The following is a 22654-nucleotide window of genomic DNA, read 5'->3' on the forward strand; positions in this document are numbered from 1 at the left end:
ATCAGGACGCGGCAGGTACCGGCGGCACGCGGCTCCCGAGCGCCTCGGGCGTCTCTTGCGTGGCGGGGAAACGGGCGTCGAGCGGGATCTCGATGCTGAAAGTGGTGCCGACCCCCAGCGCACTGACATAGCCGATGCGCCCGCCATGGCGCAGCATGATCTGGCGCGAGATATGCATGCCAAGCCCGCTGCCATAGACTTCCTTGGCATCCGATCCGTCGACCTGCGTGAAGCGGCCGAAGACCTTTTCCTCGGCCCCGGCGGGAATGCCGCAGCCCTTGTCCTCGATCTCGACGATTGCCGTCTCCCCCGCCGCCCGGGCGCGGATCGCGACGGTGCCGCCGGGCTCGGAAAACTTTATCGCGTTGGAAATGACATTGGTGACCACCTGCGCGAGGCGGTCGCAATCGCCGAGCACCCGCAGCTCGCCCACCGGCGCGTCGCAGGTCAGCGAGATGCCGCTTTCCGGGCGGAAGGTCTCCATGCTGGCCACGGCATCCGAAACGATCACCCCGAGGTCGCAGATCTGCAGCTTCAGGCGGAATTCCGAACTGGCGAGCTTCTGCGTGTCGAGCAGGTCATTGACCAGCGTGACCAGCCTGCCCGCATTGCGCGTGGTCAGGTCCAGCAGCCGGTCCACCTGTTCGGGCGGGAGTTTCTCGCGGTTCGCGGTGAGCATCTGCATCGAGCCGTTGATCACCGTCAGCGGCGTGCGCAATTCATGGCTGACGGTGGCGAGGAACTGGGTCTGCTGCCGCTCCGCCGAGATGGCGCGTTCGGCGGCGAGCCGCTGGGTCGTCACATCGACGAAGGACACCGCCCAGCCAAGCAGCTTCTGCCCCCGGCCCAGCGAGATCCGGTAGGCGCGCGCAACGAAATGCCGCGCGCCATTCTGCACCTCCAGCGCTTCGGGCAAGGCGCCCTCCCTGAGCAGCCGACCGAAGGCAATGCCGAACCCCGCCAGCGCGGTGAGATCCCGGCCCTCCGTCGGCTGCCTGCCCAGCAATTCCTGCGCGGATTGATTGGCCTGAAAAAGCTTGCCCTGGCCATCGACGATGAACACCAGGTCCGAGGAATTATAGAACAGCAGATCCCGCGCGATGGCATTCACATCGACCCAGCGATTGTCGAGAATGAGCCACACCACCAGCGTCAGCGAGATCGCGAAGGAAAAGGGCGTCGGGTCCATGCCGTATAGCGTGAAACCGAATATGACATAGCCGAGATTGGCCACGACCGGAAAGACCGTGGTCAGGAAGAGCTTCACGAAAAAGCTCTGCACCGCCGGATTGGCCTTCTTGGCCGCCCGTCCCGCGATGAGCGTGCTGCCCATGATCAACAGGTAGAGATAGCCGATGGCGGCGAAGAAGAACGGCCCGTGATCGTAATGCACATAATCCGCCTGCTCCCCGGTGATCATCCGCGTCTGCGGCCCGTAAAACAGGCCGTGCCAGGAATTGCTGAACACCAGCAGCGAGATCAGCGTCGGGAATACCAGCACCCCCAGCAGGGATATGCGCGTGCTGACGTTCCGGGAAAGCGCGTATTCATAAAGGAAGAACGACCAGAAAGTCGGCAGCAGCACGATTCCGGGCCACGACAGCTGCCCCCAGAAAACCTTGCACTCCACAGAGGGCACGGACAATTCCAGACCGACGGCCAACAGCCACCAGAGCATCGAGTAATTGGCCAGGATGAACCATTTCGCCCCCGGCAGGCTGGCATGCGCGCGGATCCAGAAAATCAGCATCCCGACAAGCGCCGCCGTTCCGATGACAAGTTGTACGGCGGGGAGCGCTATATCGAAGGCGAGGCAATATGGAAACGTGTCTGGAATAACGGCTACCAATTATCGGATATCGGTCATTCGGTGCTGGTCAGGCAGCGGTCCGACCGGAATTCATTGAATTGCGATAAAGTATTTCAGGGAAGTTACGTCGGCAACTTCATTATAACGCGACGTCAGGTAAGTTTCCCCAGCCTTTCTCTGGAAAACATCACCAATGGCTCTAACTGCCGTTGGTTTAACCTCAATAAATGTCCGTAATATGGCGGAATTGCCGACATAACGCCCGGGGCCATGCCGCGCCGCTTATTCGATCCTCCGGATATCTCCGCTGAGCGCCGTGCCGCCGCCGATCAGGTTGAGCAGCTGTTCCGCCCCGGCATAGGAGATCGATTCGACCCGCCGAGTTGCATAGGTATTATAGCCCATGTCGCTGTCGGCCGAGGTCAGCGAGAGCCCGTATTCGCCCTCGGGCAGCATGTTGCCCGCATCGTCGCGCCCGTCCCAATCGACCCCGGTAAGCACCCCTGCGGCACTGCTGAGCCCGGTGATCTGGCGCAGGACATTGCCCTCGGCATCGGTGATGAGCGCGGTGATGCCGCCGGTATCGGCCTCCGTCTCGAAGCTGAACCGGGCGCCTTCCGGCCCGTTTACCAGCGTCTCGGCAGGCACGGTCACGTCGCGTCCGATCAATACGGTCTCGGAAAGCGCCGCGCTCAGCGCCATGCTGGAGCGCAGGGCGCTGAGCTGGTCGTTCAGCTTCACCGATTGCTCGACCTGCGTGAGGGTCGAGAGCTGCGAGACGAACTGGGTCGCGTCCAGCGGTTCCAGCGGGTCCTGGTTTTTGACCTGCGCCACAAGCAGGGTCATGAAGCTCTGGTAATCGTTGGACAATTTGGAAAGCGACGAATCCGCGCCCTGGGGGGCTGTCAGGTTGCCGATGGAAGAAACGCTCATCTCTGCGGGCTCCTCAGGTCAGGATGTTCAAATGATCGGAGCTGACGAGCGAAGCGGTCGGCTCCGACTCAGGCTCCACAAGGTCGGTCTCGGCCCTATCGTTCTGTCGGGTCGGCGTCTGGCCCTCCGGCTCGCGGCGCTGGCCGCCCGGCGTATCGCCACCGGGTTGGAACAGGCTCAGCGCCAGCGCGCCGCCCGGACTGCCCTGCGGCCCGGCGAACAGCTGCGACAGCGCCGCACGCTCGCCGAGCATCGCGTCGAGCACCAGCGGGTTCTGCACCCGCATCTGCACGTCGAGCCGCCCGTCGGTCGCCTGTTCGATGCTGATCTCGATCAGCCCCAGCCCATGCGGGCGCAGCCGCAGCGTGGTCAGGCCCGGTCCCGGCGCCAGCGTCACGATCCGTTCGGCGACATTCTGCACCAGCAGTGATTTCGGCGCGGATGGCTCGGGGAGGCGCGTCTCGGCCAGCGCCGCGTCAATGCGCGGTGGCGCGCCGGTCGGGAGGATCTCGGCAAAGGCGAGCACTGGCGCGGTGGGCGGCGCTGCAGTGACCTGGGGTGCGCTGGAGTCGTTCGCGGTGGCCTTGGACATGGGGGCTTGGCGCGCGGTGACTTGGGTCACGTCAACTTGCGGTGCGTTGGGTTTGGGCGCCCCGGCCTGACGGATTTCCGCCGAAACCTGACTCGGCAACGCGACACCCTCCCCCGTCGGTGCGGAAGGCGCGGAAGGCGCGGAAGGCGCGGAAGGCGCGGACGATGCGGCGCTTTGCAGCGCCGGGACGGCAACAGGAATTTGCCCCGGACCCGGTTGGCTAGCCGACGGCACGGCCCGTTGCATCATCGCCACCGGCGCGGCCATCGCCGATGCATCCCTTGTCCCGCCTTCGACCGCGCGCACCAGCCGGGCACCGTCCGTCCCGGCCTCTGCCGCCACGATCTCCCGCACCCGGACATCCGGGGCTTCTGCAACTTGCGCCTGCGGGACTGCCTCCTGCCGCGACAGTTCCGGTTGCGCGGAGATCGGTGCCTCGGTGCGTTTATCCGTCGCTGTCACAGGCGGGGCGGTCTCTTCCGGCGCTTCTGCCGTCCTGGGCGTCACCTCAAGAGAGCCACGCGGCGTGCGCGCCACCTGCGGCCCTGTCACGGGCATCGGTATCGCGTCGTCAATCGGCATCGTCTGCGGCGCGCCTGACGCTGCCGAACTCTCCGCCGTGCCTGTCTCGTCGGGATCGGTTGATCCATCGCCCTTCGCGACGCGGCGCGTGACCCCGCCTTGCGCCAGCTCGGCGGTGAGCTCCGATGCCTCCCCCGCGCGTCCCTCGGCAAGCTTCTCGACCGCTTCCCGCAGGTCGGTCACGGGCGCCTGCCCGAGCAACGCCTCGAACCCGCCCGCTCCGCCACGGGCCGCAGGCGGGGAGAGACGCTGCGCAGGCGGCAGCGTTTCCAGAAGCGGGAATTGCATCACGGCTCGAGCCCGAGCTGTGCCGGGGTCAGCCCCTGCAGGAGGAAATAGGTCTTCATGCGCGCGAGGGCTCTCTTTTCGAGCTTGAGAGCCGTATCATCGCGCATCCCGAGTTTTTTCGCAATGACCGAGATCCCCACGTCACCGCCTTGCCGATGCCGGGTGACCAGCGCCTGCTCCGTCGGGCTGAGCTGCGCCAGCGCGCCTTCAAAAAGCCGCTGATGCTGGCTGTCACGCTCGCCGCGCAGCAGAAGGCTCTCGCCGTTCTGCTCATCGACCAGTGCCAGCCCCTCGGCCAGGGCCTCGTAGCTGTCGCTGCGGCGTGCGGCACGCACCAGCGCCGCCTGCTGCGCATCCTCGCCCTGCGCGGCGGCGCGCAGATGCTGGCGCGGGATGCTGACCTGGCTGATCTGCTGGCGGATCGCGGCGGAAAGCGCGGCGCGGATGAAGGGCTTCGCATAGGCGAAAAAGGGAATTTCCCCGCGCGGCTCGTAGCTTGCCAGACAGCGGATCAGCGCGATCTGCCCCTCCGAGACGAGATCCTCGAAATAATCCTCGCCGCGCGCCCGACGCCGGGCCATGGTGTGGATATGCGGCGCGAAATGCCGGGTCAGCCGGTCGAGCGCCAGCGCGCAGCGCGCCGTCTGGTAACGGGCGATCAACTGGCGTTCGCCGGTCAGATCCATACGCGGATCGAACACCGGCGCCGGGCGCCGGGATGGCCTGCTTATTGCGTTCATGCTCAGATCCTCACCGGGGCTTGCCGCCCTCTCGATCATCTTCCGACTATGGCACCGGGATACCCGTCTAGGAAGTATTTTTTCGCAAGACACCTGTTGCAAGGGTCACACAGGCACGCAGGACAGGCTTTCCCGGTGCACTTTTTTCGCATAACCTGCCCTTCGGACCCGCCGTGGCGGCGAAGGTCCGAAACAGAACGGTACATCCGCGTCATGGCCAAGAACAATCACGTCATCATCATCAAACGGCCCAAGAAGGTCAGCAAGGGTCACCACGGCGGCAACTGGAAAGTCGCCTATGCCGATTTCATGACCGCGCTGATGGCCTTCTTCCTGCTGCTGTGGATCCTGTCCGTCTCGGACGAGGACAAGCTCGAAGGGCTGGCGGAATATTTCACCCCCGCGACCGTTTCGCTGGTCGATACCAGCGGCCATGACACGATCATCGATCCGATGCGTCACCAGAACGGCGAGGATTCGGAAGCCGCCGATATCAGCATCGGCGAGGGCGCGCCGGGCAGCGACATGGGCCGCAGCGCAGAGCCCGAGGGGGAGAACCCGGCCGCCCCCGGCGCGTCGGAAAACCCCTGGTCGGCGCTCAAGACCGCCTTTGACGCGCCCCCTACCCCGGTGGTCGAACAGGTGTCGGCCGAGCCCGTCGATCTGCCCGACAGGCTGGCAGCGGCGGAGGAAAAGCTGGCCAGCGTCTTCGAGGACGAAGAGGCGCTGGCGCATCTGGCGGAGAACGTGATGATCGCGCGAACCGATGACGGGCTGGTGATCAATATCGTCGATATCGGCGACCGCCCGATGTTCCGGCTCGGCAGCGCCGATCTGACCGATGACATCCGCACCATCCTGGGCTCGGTCGCCCCGGCGATCCGCGACGTGCCGCTGCAGATCGCCATCACCGGCCATACCGACGCGACGCCGTTCCGCGATGACGAGGATTACGGCAATTGGGAATTGTCGGCGGACCGGGCCAATGCCACGCGGCGGGCGCTGGTGGCGCTTGGCCTTTCGGGTGCGCGTTTCGTCAGCGTCGCGGGCGCGGCGGCGATGACGCCGCTCCTGCCCGACAAACCCACCGACGCCCGCAACCGCCGTGTGACCATCACGCTCGAGGCGGCGTCGAGCTGAGCGATTTGCGAAAAAGTCAGTCCGAGCCGGGTTTGAACATCTCGTCACGCAGCGCGCCGACCGGATCGCTGCGTGTGGCACTCGCCTCGCCGCCGGGCTGGGTGAGCAGCATATAGGCCGCGAAGGCCGCCAGCAGCGCCGAGGCCAGAACCGGAGCCGAGACCCGCCGCGACGCTTTCTTCTCCCGGCTGAGCGGCGTGAACACCGGGGTGAGCAGCAGGTACTCCCCATCCCGGCCGCAGACCACCGGATATTTCTCCCCCGGGCGGATCAGATCGGCGCGCAGCGCGGCGAGCGGGACATGGATCGCCGGGCGCAGGCGCCCATCGGCGAAAAGCGCGCTTTCGAGCACCGCCAGACCCATCCGGTCACCGCGCATCAGCAATTCGACGGAATCGGCCCGCCGCGGCTTCGCGCCCTCGCGCAGCATGAGGACCAGCCCGCCCTGGCGCGACTGCTGCAGATAGGCGCCCCGCAGGGCTGCGGGAATCTCGCCTTCGCCGACAGGGACATAGCCCTGCGGCAAGACGGGCGCGGCGACACTCGGGGCCTCGATTTCCGGCTCCGGGGCAGTCGTTTCGGGCTGCGGTTCGGGGGGTTCTTCGGCAGGCGGGGCCGGTTCGGGCGGGCGCACGCCCTCCATCTGCAGCCCCTCTTCGGAGGCAAACTCGAAATTGATCGCGAAGTCCTGCGCCGCTTCCAGCAGGGCGGGATCGTCGATGAAACGTTCGAGCTCGCGCAGCATCCGGCTGTTGTCCTCGAAACTGACCTCGAGCGCCGGATAGCCCTCGGCCTGCGGATAGATCCCGGCGCCGCTGAAATCCCAGCCGGTCTTCGCCTCCAGCCGCGCGATCAGCGCCGCCATCCCCTCGCTGGCATGGGCCGGATGCAACTCCGGCTGGCCTTCGAGCGTGGCAATCGCGGCAATGCCGATCTCCGGCGGCCAGTCCTTCGGCGCGGCGAACTCCATCGGATCGAAAACCCGCAGGGCGGGTGCGGCAGGGCGTGACATGGCAATCCTCCGGGATGTCCGCGCAGGCACCGCGCGACACTAAAGGCACATACGGGCTGCAGAAACTTTTGCGAAAAATATCCGGTTGTGAGGTTAATATTCAACTGGTACTTTCCCTCGTAACGCCGCTAAGTCGTATTTTTCGCAACCCAACTGGTAAGGGCCTCGCTCACATGATGATCCTTCTGGGACTCGTCGTCGTCCTCGGCATGGTCTTCGGCGGCTATACGCTTTCGGGCGGCTATTTCGACGTGATCCTGCACGCGCTGCCCTATGAGGGGATGATGATTTCCGGGGCCGCCATCGGGGCCTTCGTGATCGCCAATTCCGGCGCGACGCTGAAGGCGACCGGCGGTGCGATCAAACGCGCCTTTTCCGGGCCGCGCTGGAAATCCACCGATCACCGCGACCTGCTGTCGCTGCTGTTCGAGCTGACCCGGCTCTATCGCACGCAGGGGCCGGTGGCGCTCGAAGGACATATCGAGAATCCGCATGAATCCAACATCTTCAAGCAATATCCGCGGATCCTGAACGACAAGGGCAGCGTCGATATCATCGTCGATTCCTATCGCATGGTGACGATGAATTTCGACGATCCGCATCAGATGGAAGACGTGATCGAAAAGAAGATCGAAGCCCGGCTGCATGAAAACCTCCTGCCCGCCCATGCCCTGCACGCGGTGGCCGACGGGCTGCCCGCGATCGGCATCGTCGCCGCCGTGCTCGGAGTGATCAAGACAATGTCGGCGGTCGATCAGCCACCGGTGATCCTGGGCACGATGATCGGCGGGGCGCTGGTCGGGACCTTCCTCGGCGTCTTCCTGGCCTATTGCGCGGTGGCGCCGCTGGTCGGCAAGATCCAGTTCATCGAAGAGCATGACCATTGTTTCTCGCAGGTGATCCGCGATGTGGTGGTGGCGATGACCCATGGCCATTCGCCCAATCTCTGCGTCGAGATCGGCCGCGGCAATATCCCGCCCTCGATCCGTCCCTCCTTTGCCGAGACCGAAGAGGCGCTGCGCGCGCTGCAGGTCGAGGGCTGAGATGCAGCGGCGGCTCGAAACCCTCGGACTGCTGGCCCGGCTGCAGGACGAGGCGCTGAGCGAGCAGGCCCAGGCACTGACCGAGCTGCAGCAACAGGCCGCCGCGCTGACCGCCGAACAGGGCGAGCTGGCACGTCGTCGTCACGAGGCCGGAACGGTCACCATGCCCGAGGCGATGGCCTATCGCGGCACTTTCCTTGCCGCGCTGCGCCGCGAGAACGACCGGATCAACACGCAGCTTGCACAGCTCGACAGCGAGGTCGACCGGCAGCGCGACAGCGTTCTGGAGAGCTACCAGGCGCTGCGTGCCAACGAGCAATTGCAGGAAATCATCCGCGCCCAGGCCCGGACCGAGGCGGCGCGCAGCGAACAGGGCGCCAGCGACGAGGCCGGCACCCAGGGCTATCTGCGCGCGGCGCGCCGCCGCTAGGCTCAGCCGCCCGCAAGCTCTTCCTGGGTGATCTTGTAGCCCGCCTCGATCAGCAGCCCGTAAAGCGTCGCGAAGGCCTCTTCCGAGCTCAGGCTCTCGCCGATGTCCTGGGACAGGAACCGCTCGGCGCTGGCGGCAAAGGCGATGGCCGCGTCGCTGTCGCTGTCGCTGCCGATGCGATAGGCGCCGATGCGCACCAGGTCCTCGATCTCGCCATGCCGCGCCATGGCGCGGCGGGCCTTGTTCATGATGCTGCGCTCGGCGGGGAGATGGCAGCGCGGCAGCGCGCGGGAGATCGACCGGGCGATGTTGATCGCCGGATAGCGCCCGGTCTCGGCGATCTTGCGGTCGAGCACCACATGCCCGTCAAGGATGCCGCGGACATTGTCGGCGATCGGCTCGTTGAGGTCATCGCCATCGACCAGCACGGTATAGACCGCCGTGATGTCGCCCGAGCCGCCGGCCTCATGGCCCGGCCCGGAGCGTTCCAGCAGGCGCGGCAGCTCGGAAAATACCGACGGCGTATAGCCGCGCGTCGTGGGCGGCTCCCCGGCGGCGAGGCCGATCTCGCGCTGCGCCATGGCGAAACGGGTGACGCTGTCGAGCACCAGCAGCACCTGCCGACCCTGATCGCGAAAAAATTCCGCCACGGCCGTGGCCGTCCATGCTGCCTGCCGCCGGGTCAGCGGCGGCTGGTCGGAGGTGGCCACCACCACGACCGACCGCGCCATGCCCTCGGGGCCGAGATCGCGGCTGATGAAGTCGCGTACCTCGCGGCCCCGCTCGCCGATCAGCCCGATCACGATCACATCGGCATCGGTCTGGCGCGCCAGCATGGCCATCAGGGTCGATTTGCCGACCCCGGACCCCGCCAGCACCGCCAAGCGCTGGCCGCGGCAGATCGGGGTAAAGACATCGACCCCCTTGATCCCGGTCTCGAGCTTGTCGCCCATCACCCGCCGTCCGAAAGCGCCGGGCGGGTCGGCGCGCACCGGATAGGGCCGCGCGCCCTCGATCAGCGGGGCATCATCGAGCGGCGCACCGAAGGCATCGACAGCGCGGCCGAGCCAGCTGGCATCGGGATGCACTGCGCCGTCGCTTTCCAGAAGCCGCACCTCGTCGCCATAGGAGACCCCCTCCCAGGTGCCGAAAGGCAGCACCGCCACATGGCCCTCGCGCATGCCCACGACCTCGCCGCGCATATGCCCGGCGACCAGTACATGCGCGCCCATTTTCGCATCGCCCCCGAGCCCGGCCGCCTGCAGTTCCAGCGAGCCGAGCGCCACTACCCGGCCGATCGTCTCGCCGTCGCGGATATGCCGCAGGGCGCTGCGGAATTGCGAGAATCTGGTCGGGCCGGACATTGGCGGGCTTCCTTGCACATCGGCTTTCGGATATATGGACCTTATGGAAACTTTTTCGCAAGGCTCGTAATGGAAGATTCGAAAGTCTCCTGGTTTCAGACCGCCAGCCAGCGGCTGACCTGGTTGTCGCAGCGTCAGGCGGTGCTGGCAGAGAATATCGCCAATGCCGATACCCCTGATTACAAGGCGCGGGACGTGCAATCCTTCGAGGATTACCTGAACGCCCCGGCAGCACGGCGCGGCGAGGTCGCGGTGGATTATACCGGCACCTCATGGGGCAGCAGCATCGATGGCAACAACGTCGTGGTCGAGGAACAGGCGATTCTCGCCGCCGAGACCGCCGGGCAATACCGGCTCGCGGCGCGACTTTATCGCAAGGGTCATGAGCTGATGGCCATTGCAGCGGGCAGCAAGTGAGGAACGACATGGATCAACTCGGCGCCATTTCCAAGATCGCGGGCTCCGCCATGCGGGTGCAGGCGGAGCGGCTGCGCGTGGTTTCGGAGAACCTCGCCAATGCCGACAGCACCGGCACCGCGCCGGGGGCCGACCCCTATCGGCGCAAGGTGGTGAGCTTCGACAGCCTGCTCGACGCGGCCTCGGGCGCGCGCCTAGTGCAGGTCGGCGCGGTGAGCGAGGATGCCTCTGCCTTCCGGGTGGAATACGATCCCGGCCATCCGGCTGCCGATACCGAAGGCTATGTTAAATTGTCCAATGTGAACCCGATGATCGAGCTGGCCAACATGCGCGAGGCGGCGCGGTCCTATGAGGCCAATCTCAACATCATGGAAGCGGGCCGCAAGATGCGCAGCCAGCTCATCGATCTGCTGGGCTGAATACATTGAGTAACGCGATCAACGGTTTGAACGGCGCCGCGCGCGCCTATCAGGCGGCACAATCGCTGCCCGCCGCCAAGCCTGCCGCGCCGGAGGAACCGCGCGCGGCGAGCTTCTCGGAGATGCTGGGCAATACCGCGCAGGAGACGTTGCAGACGATCCGCGCGGGCGATGCCTCGGCGGTGGCGGGTCTGCAGGGGCAGCTTACGACGCAGCAGGTGGTCGAGGCGACGATGGCGATGGAATCGGCGGTGAAGGTCAGCACGGCGGTGCGCGACCGGGTGGTCGAGGCCTACCAGGAAGTCCTGCGGATGGCGGTTTGACGTGTCGCGCGGCGACATACACCAAATTCTCAGCGACACCATCTGGACGATCCTGATCGCCTCCGGCCCGGTGCTGATCCTCGCCATGGTGGTCGGGCTCAGCATCGCGCTGTTCCAGGCCCTGACCTCGGTACAGGAGATGACCCTGACCTTCGTGCCCAAGGTCGCGGCGATCTTCGTCGGGCTCGGGCTCACCCTGCCTTTCATCTATGCCACATTGACCAAGCTCTCCGATCAGGTCTTCGACCTGATCGTGCATGGCGGCCCCTGAGCGATGCGCCTTCTCGGCCTGCTCCTTTGCGCCGCTCTGGCGCTGAACGCCGCGCCCGGCGCGGCATTCGAGAGCCTCTTCGCCTTTCCCGAACCGGAAAGCGCCACGCCCCCTTCGCCACCGGCACCGCGCTCCGAGATCCGCGCAGGCCTGTCCTTGCCGGGTATCGGGACGCCCGAAGCGCGGCTTCCCGGCCTTGCCGAACTGGCGCTGCTCGCGGACCCGGACGCCGACCTGCCCGCGCGCGGTCGTCTGCCCGCGCTGACCGCGCGCGCCCTGCCCGTCACGCAGGCGGCGATCGGCGATACCGGGCTTTGCATCCGCGCGATCCGCGCCGCCGAGCAGCGTCATGGATTGCCAAAGGACATCCTGCTCGCCATCGGTTTGCAAGAAAGCGGGCGCGAGATGCACGGGGCGCTGACCGTCTGGCCCTGGTCGGTGAATATCGACGGGCAGAGCCATTTCTTCGACAGCCGCGCCGAGGCGCAGGGCTTCGTCGCCGCGCGGCAGGCCGAGGGCAAGACCTCGATCGACATCGGCTGCATGCAGATCAACCTGCGCTGGCATCCGCAGGCTTTCGCCAGCGCCGCGCAGGGGTTCGATCCCATCGCCAATGCCGATTACGCGGCGCGGTTCCTCAAGCGGCTGCGCGCGGAAGCGCAGGGCTGGATCGACGCGGCGGGGCGCTATCATTCGGCCACGCCGCGCTACAAAACGCTCTATATCGCCGGGATCGAACGCAACCTGCAGGTGATCGAAAACAGGGCCGCGCATTTCGCGGCGCTGGCCGATCAGGATGCCGGGCCGGGCCTTGCCACCGACGCGGGCACCACCCTGCTCACCAGCGCCGCGCCGCAGCCGCGCCGGTTCAACCCGCTGCGCGCACCCGTGCGCCACGGCGCGGCGGGAAACCGGGGCTACCGGCGCAGCTTCGCCCCGACCGCCGCGTCGCGCGTGCTGGCGCAGGCCGTCGCCGCGCCTTCCGTGCCCGAGGCTGATACCGCGAAAGGCCCGTGGTGGAGCGCGGAGATCAGCGAGGGCGGCGCCGCGCGGTCGATCTACAGCGACCGTGACCTCGCCCCGGTCATCCCCGCCCATGCCATCGCCCCGCTGCCGGGACAGGCGCCATGAGCAGCATGAGCAACCGCAAGACAGCCGCGATCGACGGGGCCTCCGAATGGCTCGCGCCCTTTGCGAAGAACCGCGACATCTCCTTCGCGCTGGCGATCTGCGTGGTGCTGGCGATCCTCTTCGTCCCGCTGCCGCCGCTGCTGCTCGATTTCGGCTTGTCGCTGTCGATCGCGGTGTCGATCCTGGTGCTGATGGTGGCGCTCTGGGTGGACAAGCCCCTGGAATTCAGCTCCTTCCCGACGCTGCTGCTGATCGTGACCATGCTGCGCCTGTCGCTCAACGTCGCCTCCTCGCGGCTGATCCTGTCCGAGGGCCAGACCGGCACCGACGCGGCGGGCAACGTGATCCGGGGCATCGCCGATTTCGTGGTCAGCGGCGATTACGTGATCGGGGCGGTGATCTTCTGTATCCTCGTGACGATCAATTTCATCGTGATCACCAAGGGGTCGACCCGGATCGCCGAGGTCACCGCGCGGTTCTCGCTCGATGCGATGCCGGGCAAGCAGATGGCCATCGACGCCGATCTCGGCGCCGGGATGATCGACGAGGAAGAGGCGCGCCGTCGCCGCAAGGAGGTCGAGGGCGAGAGCAGCTTCTTCGGTGCGATGGACGGTGCGGCGAAATTCGTGCGCGGCGATGCCGTGGCGGGGATCATCATCACGCTGATCAACGTGCTCGGCGGGGTGCTGATCGGTACCATGCGCCATGGCATGAGCATCACCGACGCGCTGCATAACTTCACCATCCTGACAATCGGCGACGGGCTGGTCACGCAGATCCCGGCGCTGATCGTGTCGATCGCCGCCGGCATGATCGTCACCAAGGGCGCCAGCGAGGGCGCGTCTTCGGATGCGATCACCAAGCAGCTCGGCGCGAGCCCCAAGGCGCTGCTGGTCTCGGCCGCGCTGGTCGGCGGCATGGGGCTGCTGCCGGGCTTTCCGCATCTGCTGTTCTTCTGCGTCGCCGCCGCGCTGGCCGGGCTCGGCCTGATGCTCGGCCGCAACGCCGAGAAACTGGCGGAGGAGGAGCGGGCCGCGGCGCAGAGCAAGCCCGCGGAGACGGCCGAGGATCCGATGGACATGATGAACATCGACACGATCCGGCTCGAGATGGGCACCGGGCTGATCATCCTGCTCAACGATGCGGAGGCGACCCTGCCCGGCAAGGTCAAGAGCCTGCGCAACATGTTCATGACCGATTACGGCTTCGTGCTGCCGCCGGTGCGGATCAAGGACAGCGAGACCGCCGGCCCGACGCAATACCGGATCTGCGTACAGGGTGTCGAGGTCGCCACCGGCGAGCTGCGCCCCAATGCCCGCCTGATGATCGACCCCGCCGAAGAGGCGGTCGGCATTCCCGGCGAGCGGGTCAAGGAGCCGACCTTCGGGCTCAACGCCCTGTGGATCGACCGCGCCAGCGTGGCGGATGCCGAGGCGGCGGGCTTCACCGTGGTCGATCCCGAAAGCGTCATCGTCACGCATCTCACCGATGTGCTGAAAGAGCATATGCCCGACATGCTGACCTATGAGGCGACGCAGACCCTGCTGAAACGTCTCAGCCCCGATTACCGCAAGCTGGTCTCGGACATCGCCAATGCCTCGCCGGTGATCCTGCTCCAGCATGTGCTGCAGAAACTGCTCTCCGAACGCGTCTCGGTCCGCAACCTGCCGCTGATCGTCGAGGCCCTGGCCGAGGCGGCGGCGGTGTCGAAGAATGCCACCACGATCACCGAACATGTGCGCCGCAAGCTGGCCGCGCAGATCTGCGGCGCGCTGGAGGATTCCGACCGCTATATCGCGGTGAGCACGCTCGGGCAGCGCTGGGAAGGCGAATTCGCCGCTGCCGTCAAGGTGCAGGGCGACGAGACGATCTGCACCATGTCACCGAGCAAGGTGCAGGATTTCATCAAGGAGGCGCGGGTCGAGCTGCAGAAACTCTCGGCGCGAGAGGAACAGGTGGCGTTGCTGGTCAGCCCCGAATTCCGCCCGATCATCCGCTCGATGCTGGAACGGGTGGCGCCGCAGACGCCGGTGATCTCGCATTCCGAAATCCACCGCAAGGCGCGGCTCAAGACGCTTTCGACGATCGGCACATGAGCGGCGCCGACCCGCTGCTGTTCTCGGCCTTCGCCGAACATTGGCTGCTCACCGCCTTCATCGCCTTCGCGCGGCTCGGCAGCGCCACCTTGCTGTTGCCCGGTTTCGGCGAACAGGCGATCCCGCCGCGCGTCAAGATCGCCTTCGGTCTGGTGCTGACGCTGGCGCTGATGCCGATCCTGCCGATCCCCGAGCCGCCCGCCGCGCTGCCGCTCTTCGTGCTGCTGATCGGGCTCGAGGTGATGATCGGCATCTTCATCGGGCTCGGCGCGCGGCTGCTGCTGGCGGCGCTGCATATCCTCGGCGCGCAGATCGGCTTTGCCGCCGGGCTCAGCAACGCCTTCATGCCCAACCAGTCGAATGCCGAAAGCGGTTCGGCAATTGCCGCGCTGCTGATGGCCGGGGCGGTGGCGCTGCTGTTCGCGACCAACCTGCACCATGTGATCCTGTCGGGGCTGCTGCGCTCCTACGTGATCCTGCCGCCGGGGCGGATCATTCCCGGCGACATGGCGGATCAGGTGGCGCGGCTCGGCGCCGGGGCCTTCTACATCGCCGCGACCATGGCCGCGCCGTTCTTCCTGCTGTCGCTGCTGGTCAATCTCGGGCTCGGCGTGGCGAACCGGGTGATGCCCGCGATGCAGGTGTTCTTCGTCGCCGCGCCGGGGCTGATCGTCCTCGGTCTCGGGGTGCTGGCGCTGACCATCCCGGCGCTGCTCGATCTGCAGATCGAGGCGATTGCCGACTGGTACCGGACATTCGTGCGGTGATGCATGGCTGAGGACAAGGACGACGACGGGTCCCGCAATGAAGAGGCCACCGAGAAGAAGCTGCGCAAATCGCGCGAGAAGGGCGATGTGCCGGTCAGCAAGGAGGTCGGGCATCTGCTCGGCTATGGCGCGCTGTTCATCTTCACCGCCTGGTACCTGCCGCGTTTCGCGATGGAGGCGAGCGGCGCGCTCGGCGGCGTTTTCGCGCTCTCGGGCAGCCTGCAGATCGGCTCCGGCAGCACCGGCATCGCCGACCTCTCCGCGGCGCTCGGCGACATGGTCGGGCGGATTGCCATGGTGACCCTCGTGGCGCTGGCGATCTTCCTGCTCGGCGGCCTGCTTTCGGGGCTGTTGCAGGGGCCTTTCGTCGTGGCCAGGGAGCGGATCAAGCCCAAGGGCAGCAAGCTGTCACCGCTCAAGGGTGCCAAGAAGCTCGTTTCGGCCAACAACCTCGTGGAATTCGCCAAGAGCTTCGTGAAGCTGGTGATCATTGCCGGGATCTGCCTCTACGTCGCCTGGGACACGCTCGACGAGATGCTGCCCGGTGCCGCGATGCTGCCGGAATGGAGCCCCGGTCTGGTCGGCACCCGGGCCTCGGCGATGCTGGCCTGGGTGATGGTGGCGATGATCCCGGTGGTGCTGTTCGACGCGTTCTACAAGCGCTTCAGCCATGCCAAGAAACAGCGCATGACCCTGAAAGAGGTGAAGGACGAGCACAAGGAATCCGAGGGCGATCCGCAGATCAAGGCGCGGCGCGAGGCGATCCGCCGCCAGCGCCTGCGCCAGCAGATCCGCCGCAACGTGCCGACCGCCACGATGATCCTGACCAACCCGACGCATTTCGCCGTCGCCCTGCGCTATGAACGCGGCGTCGACGAGGCGCCGGTCTGCGTGGCCAAGGGCGCCGACCTGCTGGCGGCGCAGATCAGGAAGCTGGCCCATGAACACGAGATCCCGGTGCTGGAAAGCCGCGAACTGGCGCGCGCGCTCTATGCCGCGGCGGAGGTGGACCGGACGATCCCGGAGGCACATTGGCCCGCGGTCGCGCAGCTGGTGAGCTTTGTTCATGACCTCAGGCAGCGCATCCGCCGCGCTCCGCCCGGCGGCGCCCGGCTGCGCCGTCCCGAGGAGGAGGATTGAGACTGCTCAGCCGGTCCAGCGCCGCGACCCGCCGGAATCGATATGCACGAAATTGTTGCGGTAATGGCCGGTGCCGCCGATCTGCAGCCATTGTGCATAGCGCGCGAGGCTGGCCACCGGCGCGCCGGGCATGGTGAAATCGACCGCACGGGCGCGCAGATGGAAGGAATGGCGCGCGGTGCGATAGCCCTTGCGGCGCAGGTATTCGTTGGTCTTGAGCGTGCGGTAGCCGGAGTGGGCATGGATCAGCCCGGCATTGCCCTCCTGCATCCCCGCCTGACGCAGCGCCGCCAGCGCCCAGAGCAGCCGCGCGTCGATCTCCGCCATCTCGTTCTCGCGCCAGTCGCGCAGAAGCCAGTTTATTTTTCGCAAAGCTTCGCGGTCATAGCCCGCCGCCCCGAAGAACCGGAGCTGCAGCCGTTCGTCCGTATGCGGGTTCCACAGCGCGATGGTCGGGTCGATGCGGTTCACCAGCCGGTCAAGCCGGGTATCGGCGCGGCTCGGGTCCGGGTTGGGGGAAGGATTGGCCGCGACACCGGGCGCGAGCCCCGCAAGGGCCGCCGCCGCCGAGGTGGCGCTGATGAAGTGTCGCCTGCTGATCATGCCCGCCCTGCCCGCTGTCTGACCCGCAGATTAGCAGGCCCGGACTACGGGGGTAAGAATTTTTTCGCAAATAAAAAGCTCGGATGGCCGCCCGGCGCAAGTCCGGTCAGCCCTTCTTCTGCCTCGGGCTGATCGCCTTGACCAGCGCGCCGAAAGCCTTGCCGGTCGCGGAAGGTTTGGCGTCGGCCAGGGGCGGCGCGGCTCTTGTGCCGTTGCCGACCCGACGCGCGGCGCGGGGATCGACCGGGATCCAATGGGCGAGCGGCGCCCCGATGAGCTCGGCGATCTCCGCCTGCGTGGCGCTGGGGAAGGTAGATTTGCGATCCAGATTGATCACCACCCGGATCGGCAGCGCGGTGCGGTTCTCGCCGATAATGTCCACCAGCCGTCGCGTGCGCTTGATCGATGGTAGGGACATGTCGCTGACCAGCAGCACCCGCGCGGCGCGGTCGAGCACCGGCTCGATCCAGTCCAGCACACTCTGCGGCATGTCCAGCACGACATGGTCATAGCGCGCCTGCAACGCGTCGAGCAGCTGCGCGATGCGCCCCGGCTGCAGCGCCGTCAATGGCGCGAAGACATCGGGCGCGGTCAGCACATCGACGCCGCTGTGATGGCGCACCATGGCGCGGGCAAGGAAATCGTCGTCCACATCCGTCTCGCCCTTGCCTTGCTCGCTGGTGTCGGTGCAATCGGGCATGTCGCGCGACAGCGCCATGGCGCCGTTCTGCAGGTCGAGATCGACCAGCGCGATGCTGCCCGGCGCGACATGTTCGGCCTCCGTCACCGCGAGGTTGACGGCAATCGTGGTCGCCCCGGCACCGCCCCTCGCCCGCAGCACCACGGTGATGTCGCTGCGCACAGGCTGCGCCGCCGCGAGGGCGTTCAGCGGCCCGGATTGCGGCAATCGGATCGGCTTGCCCTGCGGCGCGTTCGGAGGTGGCAGATCGCGCGCGGCCGGAATCGTTTCGGGCGGGATCGTTTCGGCAGGGATTGTTTCGGCCGGTTCGGGGAGCTTCTGCACGTCCCTGGCGCCGCTCTGCGCGGTCAGGGTGAGGCTCAGCACCTCCTGCACCCCGGCGTTCTCCAGTACCTGTTTGCGCGTCTCGCAGAGCGGCGTGGCGCTGACGGCGATGAGCTGCGGCCCCGGCGTCTCGGTCAGCGCGCGCAGCGCCGCGAGATCCGCCTCCAATTCGCGGTCAAGCTCGAAGACGAGCACATCGATGTTTCCGGGCGCGCCTGCCAGTTCCGGCAGCGCCGCGCTCAGCGGGCCGGGGCGTGTCTGGCCCTGCACGGTGTCATCCTGCGCCATCTCGGCGCTCAAGGCGTCGCGGATCGCCGGTGTCTGCGTCACGAGCAGCACCTGCGCGCACCCCGGCGCGGCAGGCGCCTCGGCTTCAACTTCGACTATCCCCGCGGTTTCCGGCGGATCATCCGGCAGCGCCATGGCCAGCGCGACCTGGCGTTCGATATCGGTCTCGGCAAGGGTCATGGCGGGCTCCTATCAGCGGGCGTCAGACGGCAAAGGACGGGCCATCGCCTTGGGAATGGTACGGCGGCGCGGAGCGTGGTGCATCCTCACGATGGATGAGGCAGCGGGGCCATTTCTAGGCGTGCAGAGGCGGAATCCGGCAGCTTTGCGGCTCCGGCGGGCGACAGGGCCGCTCCCGGCAGGACATTGCCCCATTGCCGCCGCAAAACAGCCCTTCCCGCACCACCAGCCCGGGGCAGAAAGGCTGCGACGAAAGCAAAGGACTCACCTTGCCAGACCCCTGCCCCCCGGCGCGCCAACCCGATGACGACCTGTCCTTCCGCATCGCGGAGAGCTTCGCGCTGATCAATGACTGGCACGCGGCGCTCGGCGGTCAGGGGCGGCTCGACAGGGTGCTGGCACTGCTGCGGCGCCAGACCGGGGCGCGCCGGGTCGTTCTGCTGCGGATACAGGGCGAGCGTGTGCAATGCCTCGCCGAAGCCGGAGAGGCGCGCACCGCGCCCGCCGCCGCTCTGGCGCGGCATCTGCTGAGAACAGGGGGCACGTCGCCCGGCCCCGGCAGGCTCTGGCAATTGTCCGACATGCGCGGTGATCCCGGTTTCGCCGCCAGCTCCGCCGCGACCACCATCGCGCAGAGCGCCGGGCTGCACGAACTCTGCCTGATCGTGCTGGATTGTACCAAGAACGGTCTCGACATGATCGCGCTCGATTTCGATCGCGACCCCGATCTGCATCCGCAATTGCCGCTGACGCTGATCGCGCAGGCGCTTGCCGAGGGCTGGGCCCGCCGCATGCCGGGGCTTGCCGCCGCCATGGCCCCCGGCCCCGCGCCGGGCGCAACACCCCCCCGGCAGCCGCATCCCGACAGCGCCGATATCCTCGGCAGCGACAATCCCTGCGGGCTGAGCCGGGCCGAGCAGCGGGTCTGCCGGTTGCTGCTGCGCGGGGACAAGGCGGCCCAGATCGCCACGGCGCTGAACCTGCGCGTCGCGACGGTGCGCAGCCATCTGCGCAGCATCTATGCCAAATCCGGCACCGATGGTCAGGTCGCGCTGATCGCGCTCAACCGGGGCGCATCGGCGCGATCATGATCAATGCCCCGCACCGGGCGCGCCATGGCGCCGGGCGATCGCCGCGGCGATACGGGCACGGACCTCGGGGGATTCCTCTTCCAGCGCGCCGAGCACGTCGCGCAATTCGGCGCGCAACCCGTGTAGCTGGTCGAGCAGCGACAGCACCACGCCGAGCGCGTCCTCCTCGAGCCCGAATTCATCGCTCAGCTCGCAGGCCAGCTCCAGCCGCTTGATGTCGATCTTGCGCAGGCTCGGGCCTTGCGGGGTCTGCAGCGGCAGGATGATCTGCGCCTCCATGTAGGAAACCAGCCGCGCCCGGTCGAGCCGCGCCACCTGCGCCAGGGCCTCGTCGAGAGAATATCTGTCGCTCATCACATCATCTCCTTGCGCGGATCATAGCCATGCTCACGGCGCCATTTGCCGATGAAATCGGCCAGCTCGGCATCCACTTCGGGCGGCATCACCACCTTGAGACTGACCAGCTGATCGCCCGCCGCCGCGCCGCGCCGGGCAACACCGCGTCCTTTCAGCCGCAGCACCCGGCCCGAGCTCGCACCCTTCGGGATGTTGAGATTGACCCGGCCGCCGATGGTCGGCACCGCGACCTTGCCGCCGAGCAGCGCCTCGTCGATGGTGATTGGCAGATCGAGCAGGATGTCATCGCCTTCGCGGCGGAAATGGGGATGCGGCGCGATGCTGATGGTGATGAGCGCATCGCCCGGCGGCCCCTCGCCGAAGCCGGGCGCCCCCTTGCCGCGCAGGCGGATCGTCTGGCCCTCGGCGGTGCCCTGCGGGATGCTGACCTCCAGCGCCGCGCCGTCGGGCAGGGTGATCCTTGTCTTGCCGCCGAGTGCCGCGTCGAGGAAGGGCACTTCGAGCGCATAGCGCAGATCGCTGCCGCGGGCGTTGAAGAATTGTCCTTCCTGGCGCCCGCCGCCGCCCTGCTGGCGGAAGAATTCGGCGAAAATGTCGGAGGCATCGCCGAAACCGGCCTCCCCGGCCCCCGTGCCGCCGCCCGGATGACCGGCGCGGCGATAGGGGTTGTCGGCCCGCTCGGCATAATCGCGGTAATAGCGGCGCTGCTGCTGTTCCGCGCCGCTCGCGTCGATCTCGCCGCGGTCGAAACGCGCCCGCGTCTCCGGGTCCTTCAGCAGGTCATAGGCCGCCGAGGCCGCCTTGAACTTCGCGGCCGCGTCGGCATCGCTGGGGTTGAGATCGGGATGCGAATTGCGGGCGATCTTGCGATAGGCTTTCTTGATCTCCTCGGCGCTGGCGGTCTTGCTCAGCCCGAGGGCTTCATAGGGATCAATGGACATATCCTGCGGTTCTCATCAGACTTCTGTTGCCAGAAACATAAGGCTTTTGCAGAGAACTCAAGAGGCCGCGCCGAGACAGGGCTCAATCGCGACGCGTCGCCAGCGCCGCGAGGTGACGCGGCAGGTCGCGGCTGGCGTGCAGGAAATCGAGGATCACCACCGCGTCGGGCCGGTCGAGAAAGACGATGAAATGTGCCCCTGCCCGGCTGAAACGCAGCCCCTCGGCCCCGTCGAGCAACACCGTGCAATCCTGGCTCGGCGCGCTGCCCGCCGCGATCGCCGCGCAGCGCTGCAGGATCTCCGTCTCGTAGAGATCGGCCTGTCGCGGGCCGAACTGGTTCAGCGTCCAGAGCGCGATCTCGACCAGATGATCCTCGGCCTGCCGGGTGAGGCGGAAGCCGCGGCTCACGCCCCGCCGCGCGCCCGCGCAAAGGCCCGGCGCACCGCGTCGTCGCCGCTGCCCTCGGCCAGATCACCGCTCTGCGCCTGATCCAGCGCACGGCGCAGATCCTGACGGATCTGCATCAGCCCCGCCTCCTCCTGCTCCAGCAGCCGCAACCCGGCCCGCAAAGCCTCGCTTGCATTCTGATACCGCCCGGAAGCGACAAGCGCCTGCACGAGCTGATCCTGGTTCTCGGTCAGTACGACGTTGCGGGTTACCATTTGGCCACCTCCTTGATGGCAATATATGCCAATGGGCGGGGCGGATCAATGGGGGCGGGGTGAGATGTTGTTTTTGCTGCCGCGCTATAGAACCATGTCAGCAACGTGCTGAGAGCAGAATGTTTCTTGCATCCATTGGCACTCCGTCGTGCCAATCATGCGGCTCGAGCCTTCAAGAGTTGATCGATCTTGGCAAGTACGTCATCGGGCCCCCCGGCCCAGTCTGCGATCTCAATGCCAGAGCTATTTATAACACGGCGGCGCGTTTTTGCCTTTACTTTGCTTTGCATAAAGTCCTCAAACACTACCAAGGGTACAGTTTTCACGTGTTGCTCGTCTTTGAACACTTGCTCTGTTAACAAAGCTTCCAGAACGTTTACTTCGTTAGTTGCAGCGTAGACAGCCGCTTGGATTTTTGCGTCGCGGATGATGATGTCAGCGGTGTACTCTTTATGTTCTTTAGACAAAGATTCTCGCTCACCCACATAAAAACGCGCCCCGAATCGTGCTTTAATCGCTGCAGTAAGCTCTTCGCGAAACGCATTGCTAACGCGTTCGCGTGACAGAAACGCAAGGTCTTGTATGCGGTTTAGGAACGAGATGAATCTGATAACTGCATCACCTAAGTTCGCTTCTTCCGTTCAATCACTGAGGAACAACGAGCGTTCTTCATCGAACGCTATGCCGTGCTCTATAGCTAGCTGCCTCATAGTATCCAATTTCGTCTCGGTCGTCAGGTCTCCAGCGACGTCTTCCAACAGGGCGAGTGTGTCGCCACCATCACGCATACGGACCAAACCGTCCGATTTCTCGCCAAACACAACCAAGGGCTCGCGGTGAAGCCAGTTGAAGGGGGTCTTGATCGCATAACCAAGCGGAACCTCTCGGACTGGGAGACCCTCGCAGAAAGCAGCACAGATCTTTTTCTGTACCGTCATAAAATTATCTCTCCTTGAGCTGGTGCGGCAAACCGAGCCACCTCAGAAGATGATCCCAAAACCACGATCAA

General features: G+C 66.2%; 27 protein-coding genes. 13 read left to right on the forward strand and 14 right to left on the reverse strand.

Translation table 11 applies throughout. The annotated features are described in order from the left end of the window. Position 1 precedes the first annotated feature (1 nt). Positions 2-1750: a histidine kinase N-terminal 7TM domain-containing protein gene (locus ACFSUD_RS08290; protein ID WP_386373303.1), complete on the reverse strand. Its 1749-nt coding sequence runs from the start codon at positions 1748-1750 to the stop codon at positions 2-4. Between ACFSUD_RS08290 and ACFSUD_RS08295 the strand changes: the two genes are divergently transcribed. Then, positions 1724-2047 (forward strand): hypothetical protein, encoded by a 324-nt coding sequence (locus ACFSUD_RS08295; protein ID WP_386373305.1) that lies wholly within the window; start codon positions 1724-1726, stop codon positions 2045-2047. The genes ACFSUD_RS08290 and ACFSUD_RS08295 overlap by 27 nt on opposite strands. A gap of 45 nt (positions 2048-2092) precedes the next feature. Here the strand turns inward: ACFSUD_RS08295 and ACFSUD_RS08300 are convergent, their stop codons facing one another. From ACFSUD_RS08300 to ACFSUD_RS08310, 3 genes are read right to left on the reverse strand one after another with little or no spacing between them, the layout of a single operon-like run. After that, the gene (locus ACFSUD_RS08300; RefSeq protein ID WP_386373307.1) at positions 2093-2743 is read right to left on the reverse strand and encodes a flagellar hook assembly protein FlgD; all 651 of its coding nucleotides are present in this window, start codon (positions 2741-2743) and stop codon (positions 2093-2095) included. A 13-nt stretch (positions 2744-2756) separates the two neighbouring features. Then, complete coding sequence (locus tag ACFSUD_RS08305) at positions 2757-4205, reverse strand: hypothetical protein (RefSeq protein WP_386373308.1); 1449 nt, start codon at positions 4203-4205, stop codon at positions 2757-2759. Next, positions 4205-4945, reverse strand: a complete 741-nt coding sequence (locus ACFSUD_RS08310) for a sigma-70 family RNA polymerase sigma factor (RefSeq protein ID WP_386373310.1) — start codon at positions 4943-4945, stop codon at positions 4205-4207. The genes ACFSUD_RS08305 and ACFSUD_RS08310 overlap by 1 nt, the downstream gene beginning before the upstream one ends. A gap of 213 nt (positions 4946-5158) precedes the next feature. Here ACFSUD_RS08310 and ACFSUD_RS08315 point away from each other — a divergent pair, with 213 nt between their 5' ends. Next, the gene (locus ACFSUD_RS08315) at positions 5159-6085 is read left to right on the forward strand and encodes a flagellar motor protein MotB (RefSeq protein ID WP_386373312.1); all 927 of its coding nucleotides are present in this window, start codon (positions 5159-5161) and stop codon (positions 6083-6085) included. Positions 6086-6101: 16 nt separating this feature from the next. Here ACFSUD_RS08315 and ACFSUD_RS08320 read toward each other — a convergent pair whose 3' ends face one another. Beyond that, complete coding sequence (locus ACFSUD_RS08320; RefSeq protein ID WP_386373314.1) at positions 6102-7097, reverse strand: hypothetical protein; 996 nt, start codon at positions 7095-7097, stop codon at positions 6102-6104. Positions 7098-7270: 173 nt separating this feature from the next. On the opposite strand from ACFSUD_RS08320, the gene motA reads away from it, so the two are divergent. Together motA and ACFSUD_RS08330 are read left to right on the forward strand one after the other, a co-directional pair. Beyond that, positions 7271-8140, forward strand: coding sequence for a flagellar motor stator protein MotA (motA, locus tag ACFSUD_RS08325; RefSeq protein ID WP_386373316.1), 870 nt, complete (start codon positions 7271-7273; stop codon positions 8138-8140). A 1-nt stretch (position 8141) separates the two neighbouring features. Beyond that, positions 8142-8570, forward strand: coding sequence for a flagellar FliJ family protein (locus tag ACFSUD_RS08330; RefSeq protein WP_386373318.1), 429 nt, complete (start codon positions 8142-8144; stop codon positions 8568-8570). A 2-nt stretch (positions 8571-8572) separates the two neighbouring features. On the opposite strand, the gene ACFSUD_RS08335 is transcribed toward ACFSUD_RS08330, so the two are convergent. Then, the gene (locus ACFSUD_RS08335; protein ID WP_386373320.1) at positions 8573-9934 is read right to left on the reverse strand and encodes a FliI/YscN family ATPase; all 1362 of its coding nucleotides are present in this window, start codon (positions 9932-9934) and stop codon (positions 8573-8575) included. A 69-nt stretch (positions 9935-10003) separates the two neighbouring features. Here ACFSUD_RS08335 and ACFSUD_RS08340 point away from each other — a divergent pair, with 69 nt between their 5' ends. Genes ACFSUD_RS08340 through ACFSUD_RS08375 form a run of 8 tightly spaced genes read left to right on the forward strand, consistent with a single transcriptional unit; the run spans position 10004 to position 16498 of the window. Next, on the forward strand, positions 10004-10351 hold the full coding sequence (locus tag ACFSUD_RS08340; protein WP_386373322.1) for a flagellar basal body rod protein FlgB: 348 nt from the start codon (positions 10004-10006) through the stop codon (positions 10349-10351). Between the two features lie 8 nt (positions 10352-10359). Next, the gene (flgC, locus tag ACFSUD_RS08345; RefSeq protein ID WP_386373324.1) at positions 10360-10770 is read left to right on the forward strand and encodes a flagellar basal body rod protein FlgC; all 411 of its coding nucleotides are present in this window, start codon (positions 10360-10362) and stop codon (positions 10768-10770) included. A gap of 5 nt (positions 10771-10775) precedes the next feature. Then, positions 10776-11093: a flagellar hook-basal body complex protein FliE gene (locus ACFSUD_RS08350; RefSeq protein ID WP_386373326.1), complete on the forward strand. Its 318-nt coding sequence runs from the start codon at positions 10776-10778 to the stop codon at positions 11091-11093. 1 nt (position 11094) lies between these two features. After that, the gene (locus tag ACFSUD_RS08355) at positions 11095-11364 is read left to right on the forward strand and encodes a flagellar biosynthetic protein FliQ (protein WP_386373327.1); all 270 of its coding nucleotides are present in this window, start codon (positions 11095-11097) and stop codon (positions 11362-11364) included. 3 nt (positions 11365-11367) lie between these two features. Beyond that, entirely contained in the window at positions 11368-12495 is a 1128-nt protein-coding gene (locus ACFSUD_RS08360) for a lytic transglycosylase domain-containing protein (protein WP_386373329.1), read from the forward strand. Next, a complete protein-coding gene (flhA, locus tag ACFSUD_RS08365) occupies positions 12492-14591 on the forward strand; it encodes a flagellar biosynthesis protein FlhA (protein WP_386373331.1) in 2100 nt (699 codons plus the stop codon). Before ACFSUD_RS08360 ends, flhA begins: the two co-directional genes overlap by 4 nt. Then, positions 14588-15358: a flagellar biosynthetic protein FliR gene (locus ACFSUD_RS08370; RefSeq protein ID WP_386373333.1), complete on the forward strand. Its 771-nt coding sequence runs from the start codon at positions 14588-14590 to the stop codon at positions 15356-15358. The genes flhA and ACFSUD_RS08370 overlap by 4 nt, the downstream gene beginning before the upstream one ends. Before the next feature lie 3 nt (positions 15359-15361). Further along, a complete protein-coding gene (locus tag ACFSUD_RS08375) occupies positions 15362-16498 on the forward strand; it encodes an EscU/YscU/HrcU family type III secretion system export apparatus switch protein (RefSeq protein ID WP_386373335.1) in 1137 nt (378 codons plus the stop codon). Between the two features lie 6 nt (positions 16499-16504). Here the strand turns inward: ACFSUD_RS08375 and ACFSUD_RS08380 are convergent, their stop codons facing one another. After that, complete coding sequence (locus tag ACFSUD_RS08380; RefSeq protein WP_386373336.1) at positions 16505-17101, reverse strand: YcbK family protein; 597 nt, start codon at positions 17099-17101, stop codon at positions 16505-16507. A 106-nt stretch (positions 17102-17207) separates the two neighbouring features. Continuing rightward, the gene (locus tag ACFSUD_RS08385) at positions 17208-18593 is read right to left on the reverse strand and encodes an AAA family ATPase (RefSeq protein WP_386373338.1); all 1386 of its coding nucleotides are present in this window, start codon (positions 18591-18593) and stop codon (positions 17208-17210) included. Between the two features lie 269 nt (positions 18594-18862). Between ACFSUD_RS08385 and ACFSUD_RS08390 the strand changes: the two genes are divergently transcribed. After that, positions 18863-19684 (forward strand): helix-turn-helix transcriptional regulator, encoded by an 822-nt coding sequence (locus ACFSUD_RS08390; protein WP_386373340.1) that lies wholly within the window; start codon positions 18863-18865, stop codon positions 19682-19684. Here the strand turns inward: ACFSUD_RS08390 and ACFSUD_RS08395 are convergent, their stop codons facing one another. From ACFSUD_RS08395 to ACFSUD_RS08420, 6 genes are all read right to left on the reverse strand, one after another. Next, positions 19685-20038, reverse strand: a complete 354-nt coding sequence (locus ACFSUD_RS08395) for a hypothetical protein (RefSeq protein WP_386373342.1) — start codon at positions 20036-20038, stop codon at positions 19685-19687. Continuing rightward, a complete protein-coding gene (locus ACFSUD_RS08400) occupies positions 20038-20982 on the reverse strand; it encodes a DnaJ C-terminal domain-containing protein (protein ID WP_386373344.1) in 945 nt (314 codons plus the stop codon). Before ACFSUD_RS08400 ends, ACFSUD_RS08395 begins: the two co-directional genes overlap by 1 nt. Before the next feature lie 82 nt (positions 20983-21064). Then, a complete protein-coding gene (locus tag ACFSUD_RS08405) occupies positions 21065-21391 on the reverse strand; it encodes a type II toxin-antitoxin system RelE/ParE family toxin (protein ID WP_386373346.1) in 327 nt (108 codons plus the stop codon). After that, the gene (locus ACFSUD_RS08410; RefSeq protein WP_386373348.1) at positions 21388-21645 is read right to left on the reverse strand and encodes a type II toxin-antitoxin system ParD family antitoxin; all 258 of its coding nucleotides are present in this window, start codon (positions 21643-21645) and stop codon (positions 21388-21390) included. The genes ACFSUD_RS08405 and ACFSUD_RS08410 overlap by 4 nt, the downstream gene beginning before the upstream one ends. 155 nt (positions 21646-21800) lie before the next feature. Then, a complete protein-coding gene (locus tag ACFSUD_RS08415; protein WP_386373350.1) occupies positions 21801-22130 on the reverse strand; it encodes a hypothetical protein in 330 nt (109 codons plus the stop codon). Positions 22131-22286: 156 nt separating this feature from the next. Beyond that, positions 22287-22583, reverse strand: a complete 297-nt coding sequence (locus tag ACFSUD_RS08420) for a hypothetical protein (RefSeq protein ID WP_386373352.1) — start codon at positions 22581-22583, stop codon at positions 22287-22289. Positions 22584-22654 lie beyond the last annotated feature (71 nt).

The sequence above is a fragment of the Sulfitobacter aestuarii genome, from assembly GCF_042685005.1.
GTDB classification, from domain to species: domain Bacteria; phylum Pseudomonadota; class Alphaproteobacteria; order Rhodobacterales; family Rhodobacteraceae; genus Sulfitobacter; species Sulfitobacter aestuarii.

Coding starts and splice junctions, on each gene's coding strand:
- ACFSUD_RS08370 (WP_386373333.1), top strand. CDS start 14,588: ATGAGCGGCGCCGACCCGCTGCTGTTCTCGGCCTTCGCCGAACATTGG.
- ACFSUD_RS08420 (WP_386373352.1), bottom strand. CDS start 22,583: ATGACGGTACAGAAAAAGATCTGTGCTGCTTTCTGCGAGGGTCTCCCA.
- ACFSUD_RS08300 (WP_386373307.1), bottom strand. CDS start 2,743: ATGAGCGTTTCTTCCATCGGCAACCTGACAGCCCCCCAGGGCGCGGAT.
- ACFSUD_RS08305 (WP_386373308.1), bottom strand. CDS start 4,205: ATGCAATTCCCGCTTCTGGAAACGCTGCCGCCTGCGCAGCGTCTCTCC.
- ACFSUD_RS08290 (WP_386373303.1), bottom strand. CDS start 1,750: ATGCTGATTTTCTGGATCCGCGCGCATGCCAGCCTGCCGGGGGCGAAA.
- ACFSUD_RS08320 (WP_386373314.1), bottom strand. CDS start 7,097: ATGTCACGCCCTGCCGCACCCGCCCTGCGGGTTTTCGATCCGATGGAG.
- ACFSUD_RS08315 (WP_386373312.1), top strand. CDS start 5,159: ATGGCCAAGAACAATCACGTCATCATCATCAAACGGCCCAAGAAGGTC.
- ACFSUD_RS08340 (WP_386373322.1), top strand. CDS start 10,004: ATGGAAGATTCGAAAGTCTCCTGGTTTCAGACCGCCAGCCAGCGGCTG.
- ACFSUD_RS08380 (WP_386373336.1), bottom strand. CDS start 17,101: ATGATCAGCAGGCGACACTTCATCAGCGCCACCTCGGCGGCGGCGGCC.
- ACFSUD_RS08395 (WP_386373342.1), bottom strand. CDS start 20,038: ATGAGCGACAGATATTCTCTCGACGAGGCCCTGGCGCAGGTGGCGCGG.
- flhA (WP_386373331.1), top strand. CDS start 12,492: ATGAGCAGCATGAGCAACCGCAAGACAGCCGCGATCGACGGGGCCTCC.
- ACFSUD_RS08375 (WP_386373335.1), top strand. CDS start 15,362: ATGGCTGAGGACAAGGACGACGACGGGTCCCGCAATGAAGAGGCCACC.
- ACFSUD_RS08335 (WP_386373320.1), bottom strand. CDS start 9,934: ATGTCCGGCCCGACCAGATTCTCGCAATTCCGCAGCGCCCTGCGGCAT.
- ACFSUD_RS08410 (WP_386373348.1), bottom strand. CDS start 21,645: ATGGTAACCCGCAACGTCGTACTGACCGAGAACCAGGATCAGCTCGTG.
- motA (WP_386373316.1), top strand. CDS start 7,271: ATGATGATCCTTCTGGGACTCGTCGTCGTCCTCGGCATGGTCTTCGGC.
- ACFSUD_RS08310 (WP_386373310.1), bottom strand. CDS start 4,945: ATGAACGCAATAAGCAGGCCATCCCGGCGCCCGGCGCCGGTGTTCGAT.
- ACFSUD_RS08385 (WP_386373338.1), bottom strand. CDS start 18,593: ATGACCCTTGCCGAGACCGATATCGAACGCCAGGTCGCGCTGGCCATG.
- ACFSUD_RS08360 (WP_386373329.1), top strand. CDS start 11,368: ATGCGCCTTCTCGGCCTGCTCCTTTGCGCCGCTCTGGCGCTGAACGCC.
- ACFSUD_RS08295 (WP_386373305.1), top strand. CDS start 1,724: ATGCGCGCGGATCCAGAAAATCAGCATCCCGACAAGCGCCGCCGTTCC.
- ACFSUD_RS08400 (WP_386373344.1), bottom strand. CDS start 20,982: ATGTCCATTGATCCCTATGAAGCCCTCGGGCTGAGCAAGACCGCCAGC.
- flgC (WP_386373324.1), top strand. CDS start 10,360: ATGGATCAACTCGGCGCCATTTCCAAGATCGCGGGCTCCGCCATGCGG.
- ACFSUD_RS08330 (WP_386373318.1), top strand. CDS start 8,142: ATGCAGCGGCGGCTCGAAACCCTCGGACTGCTGGCCCGGCTGCAGGAC.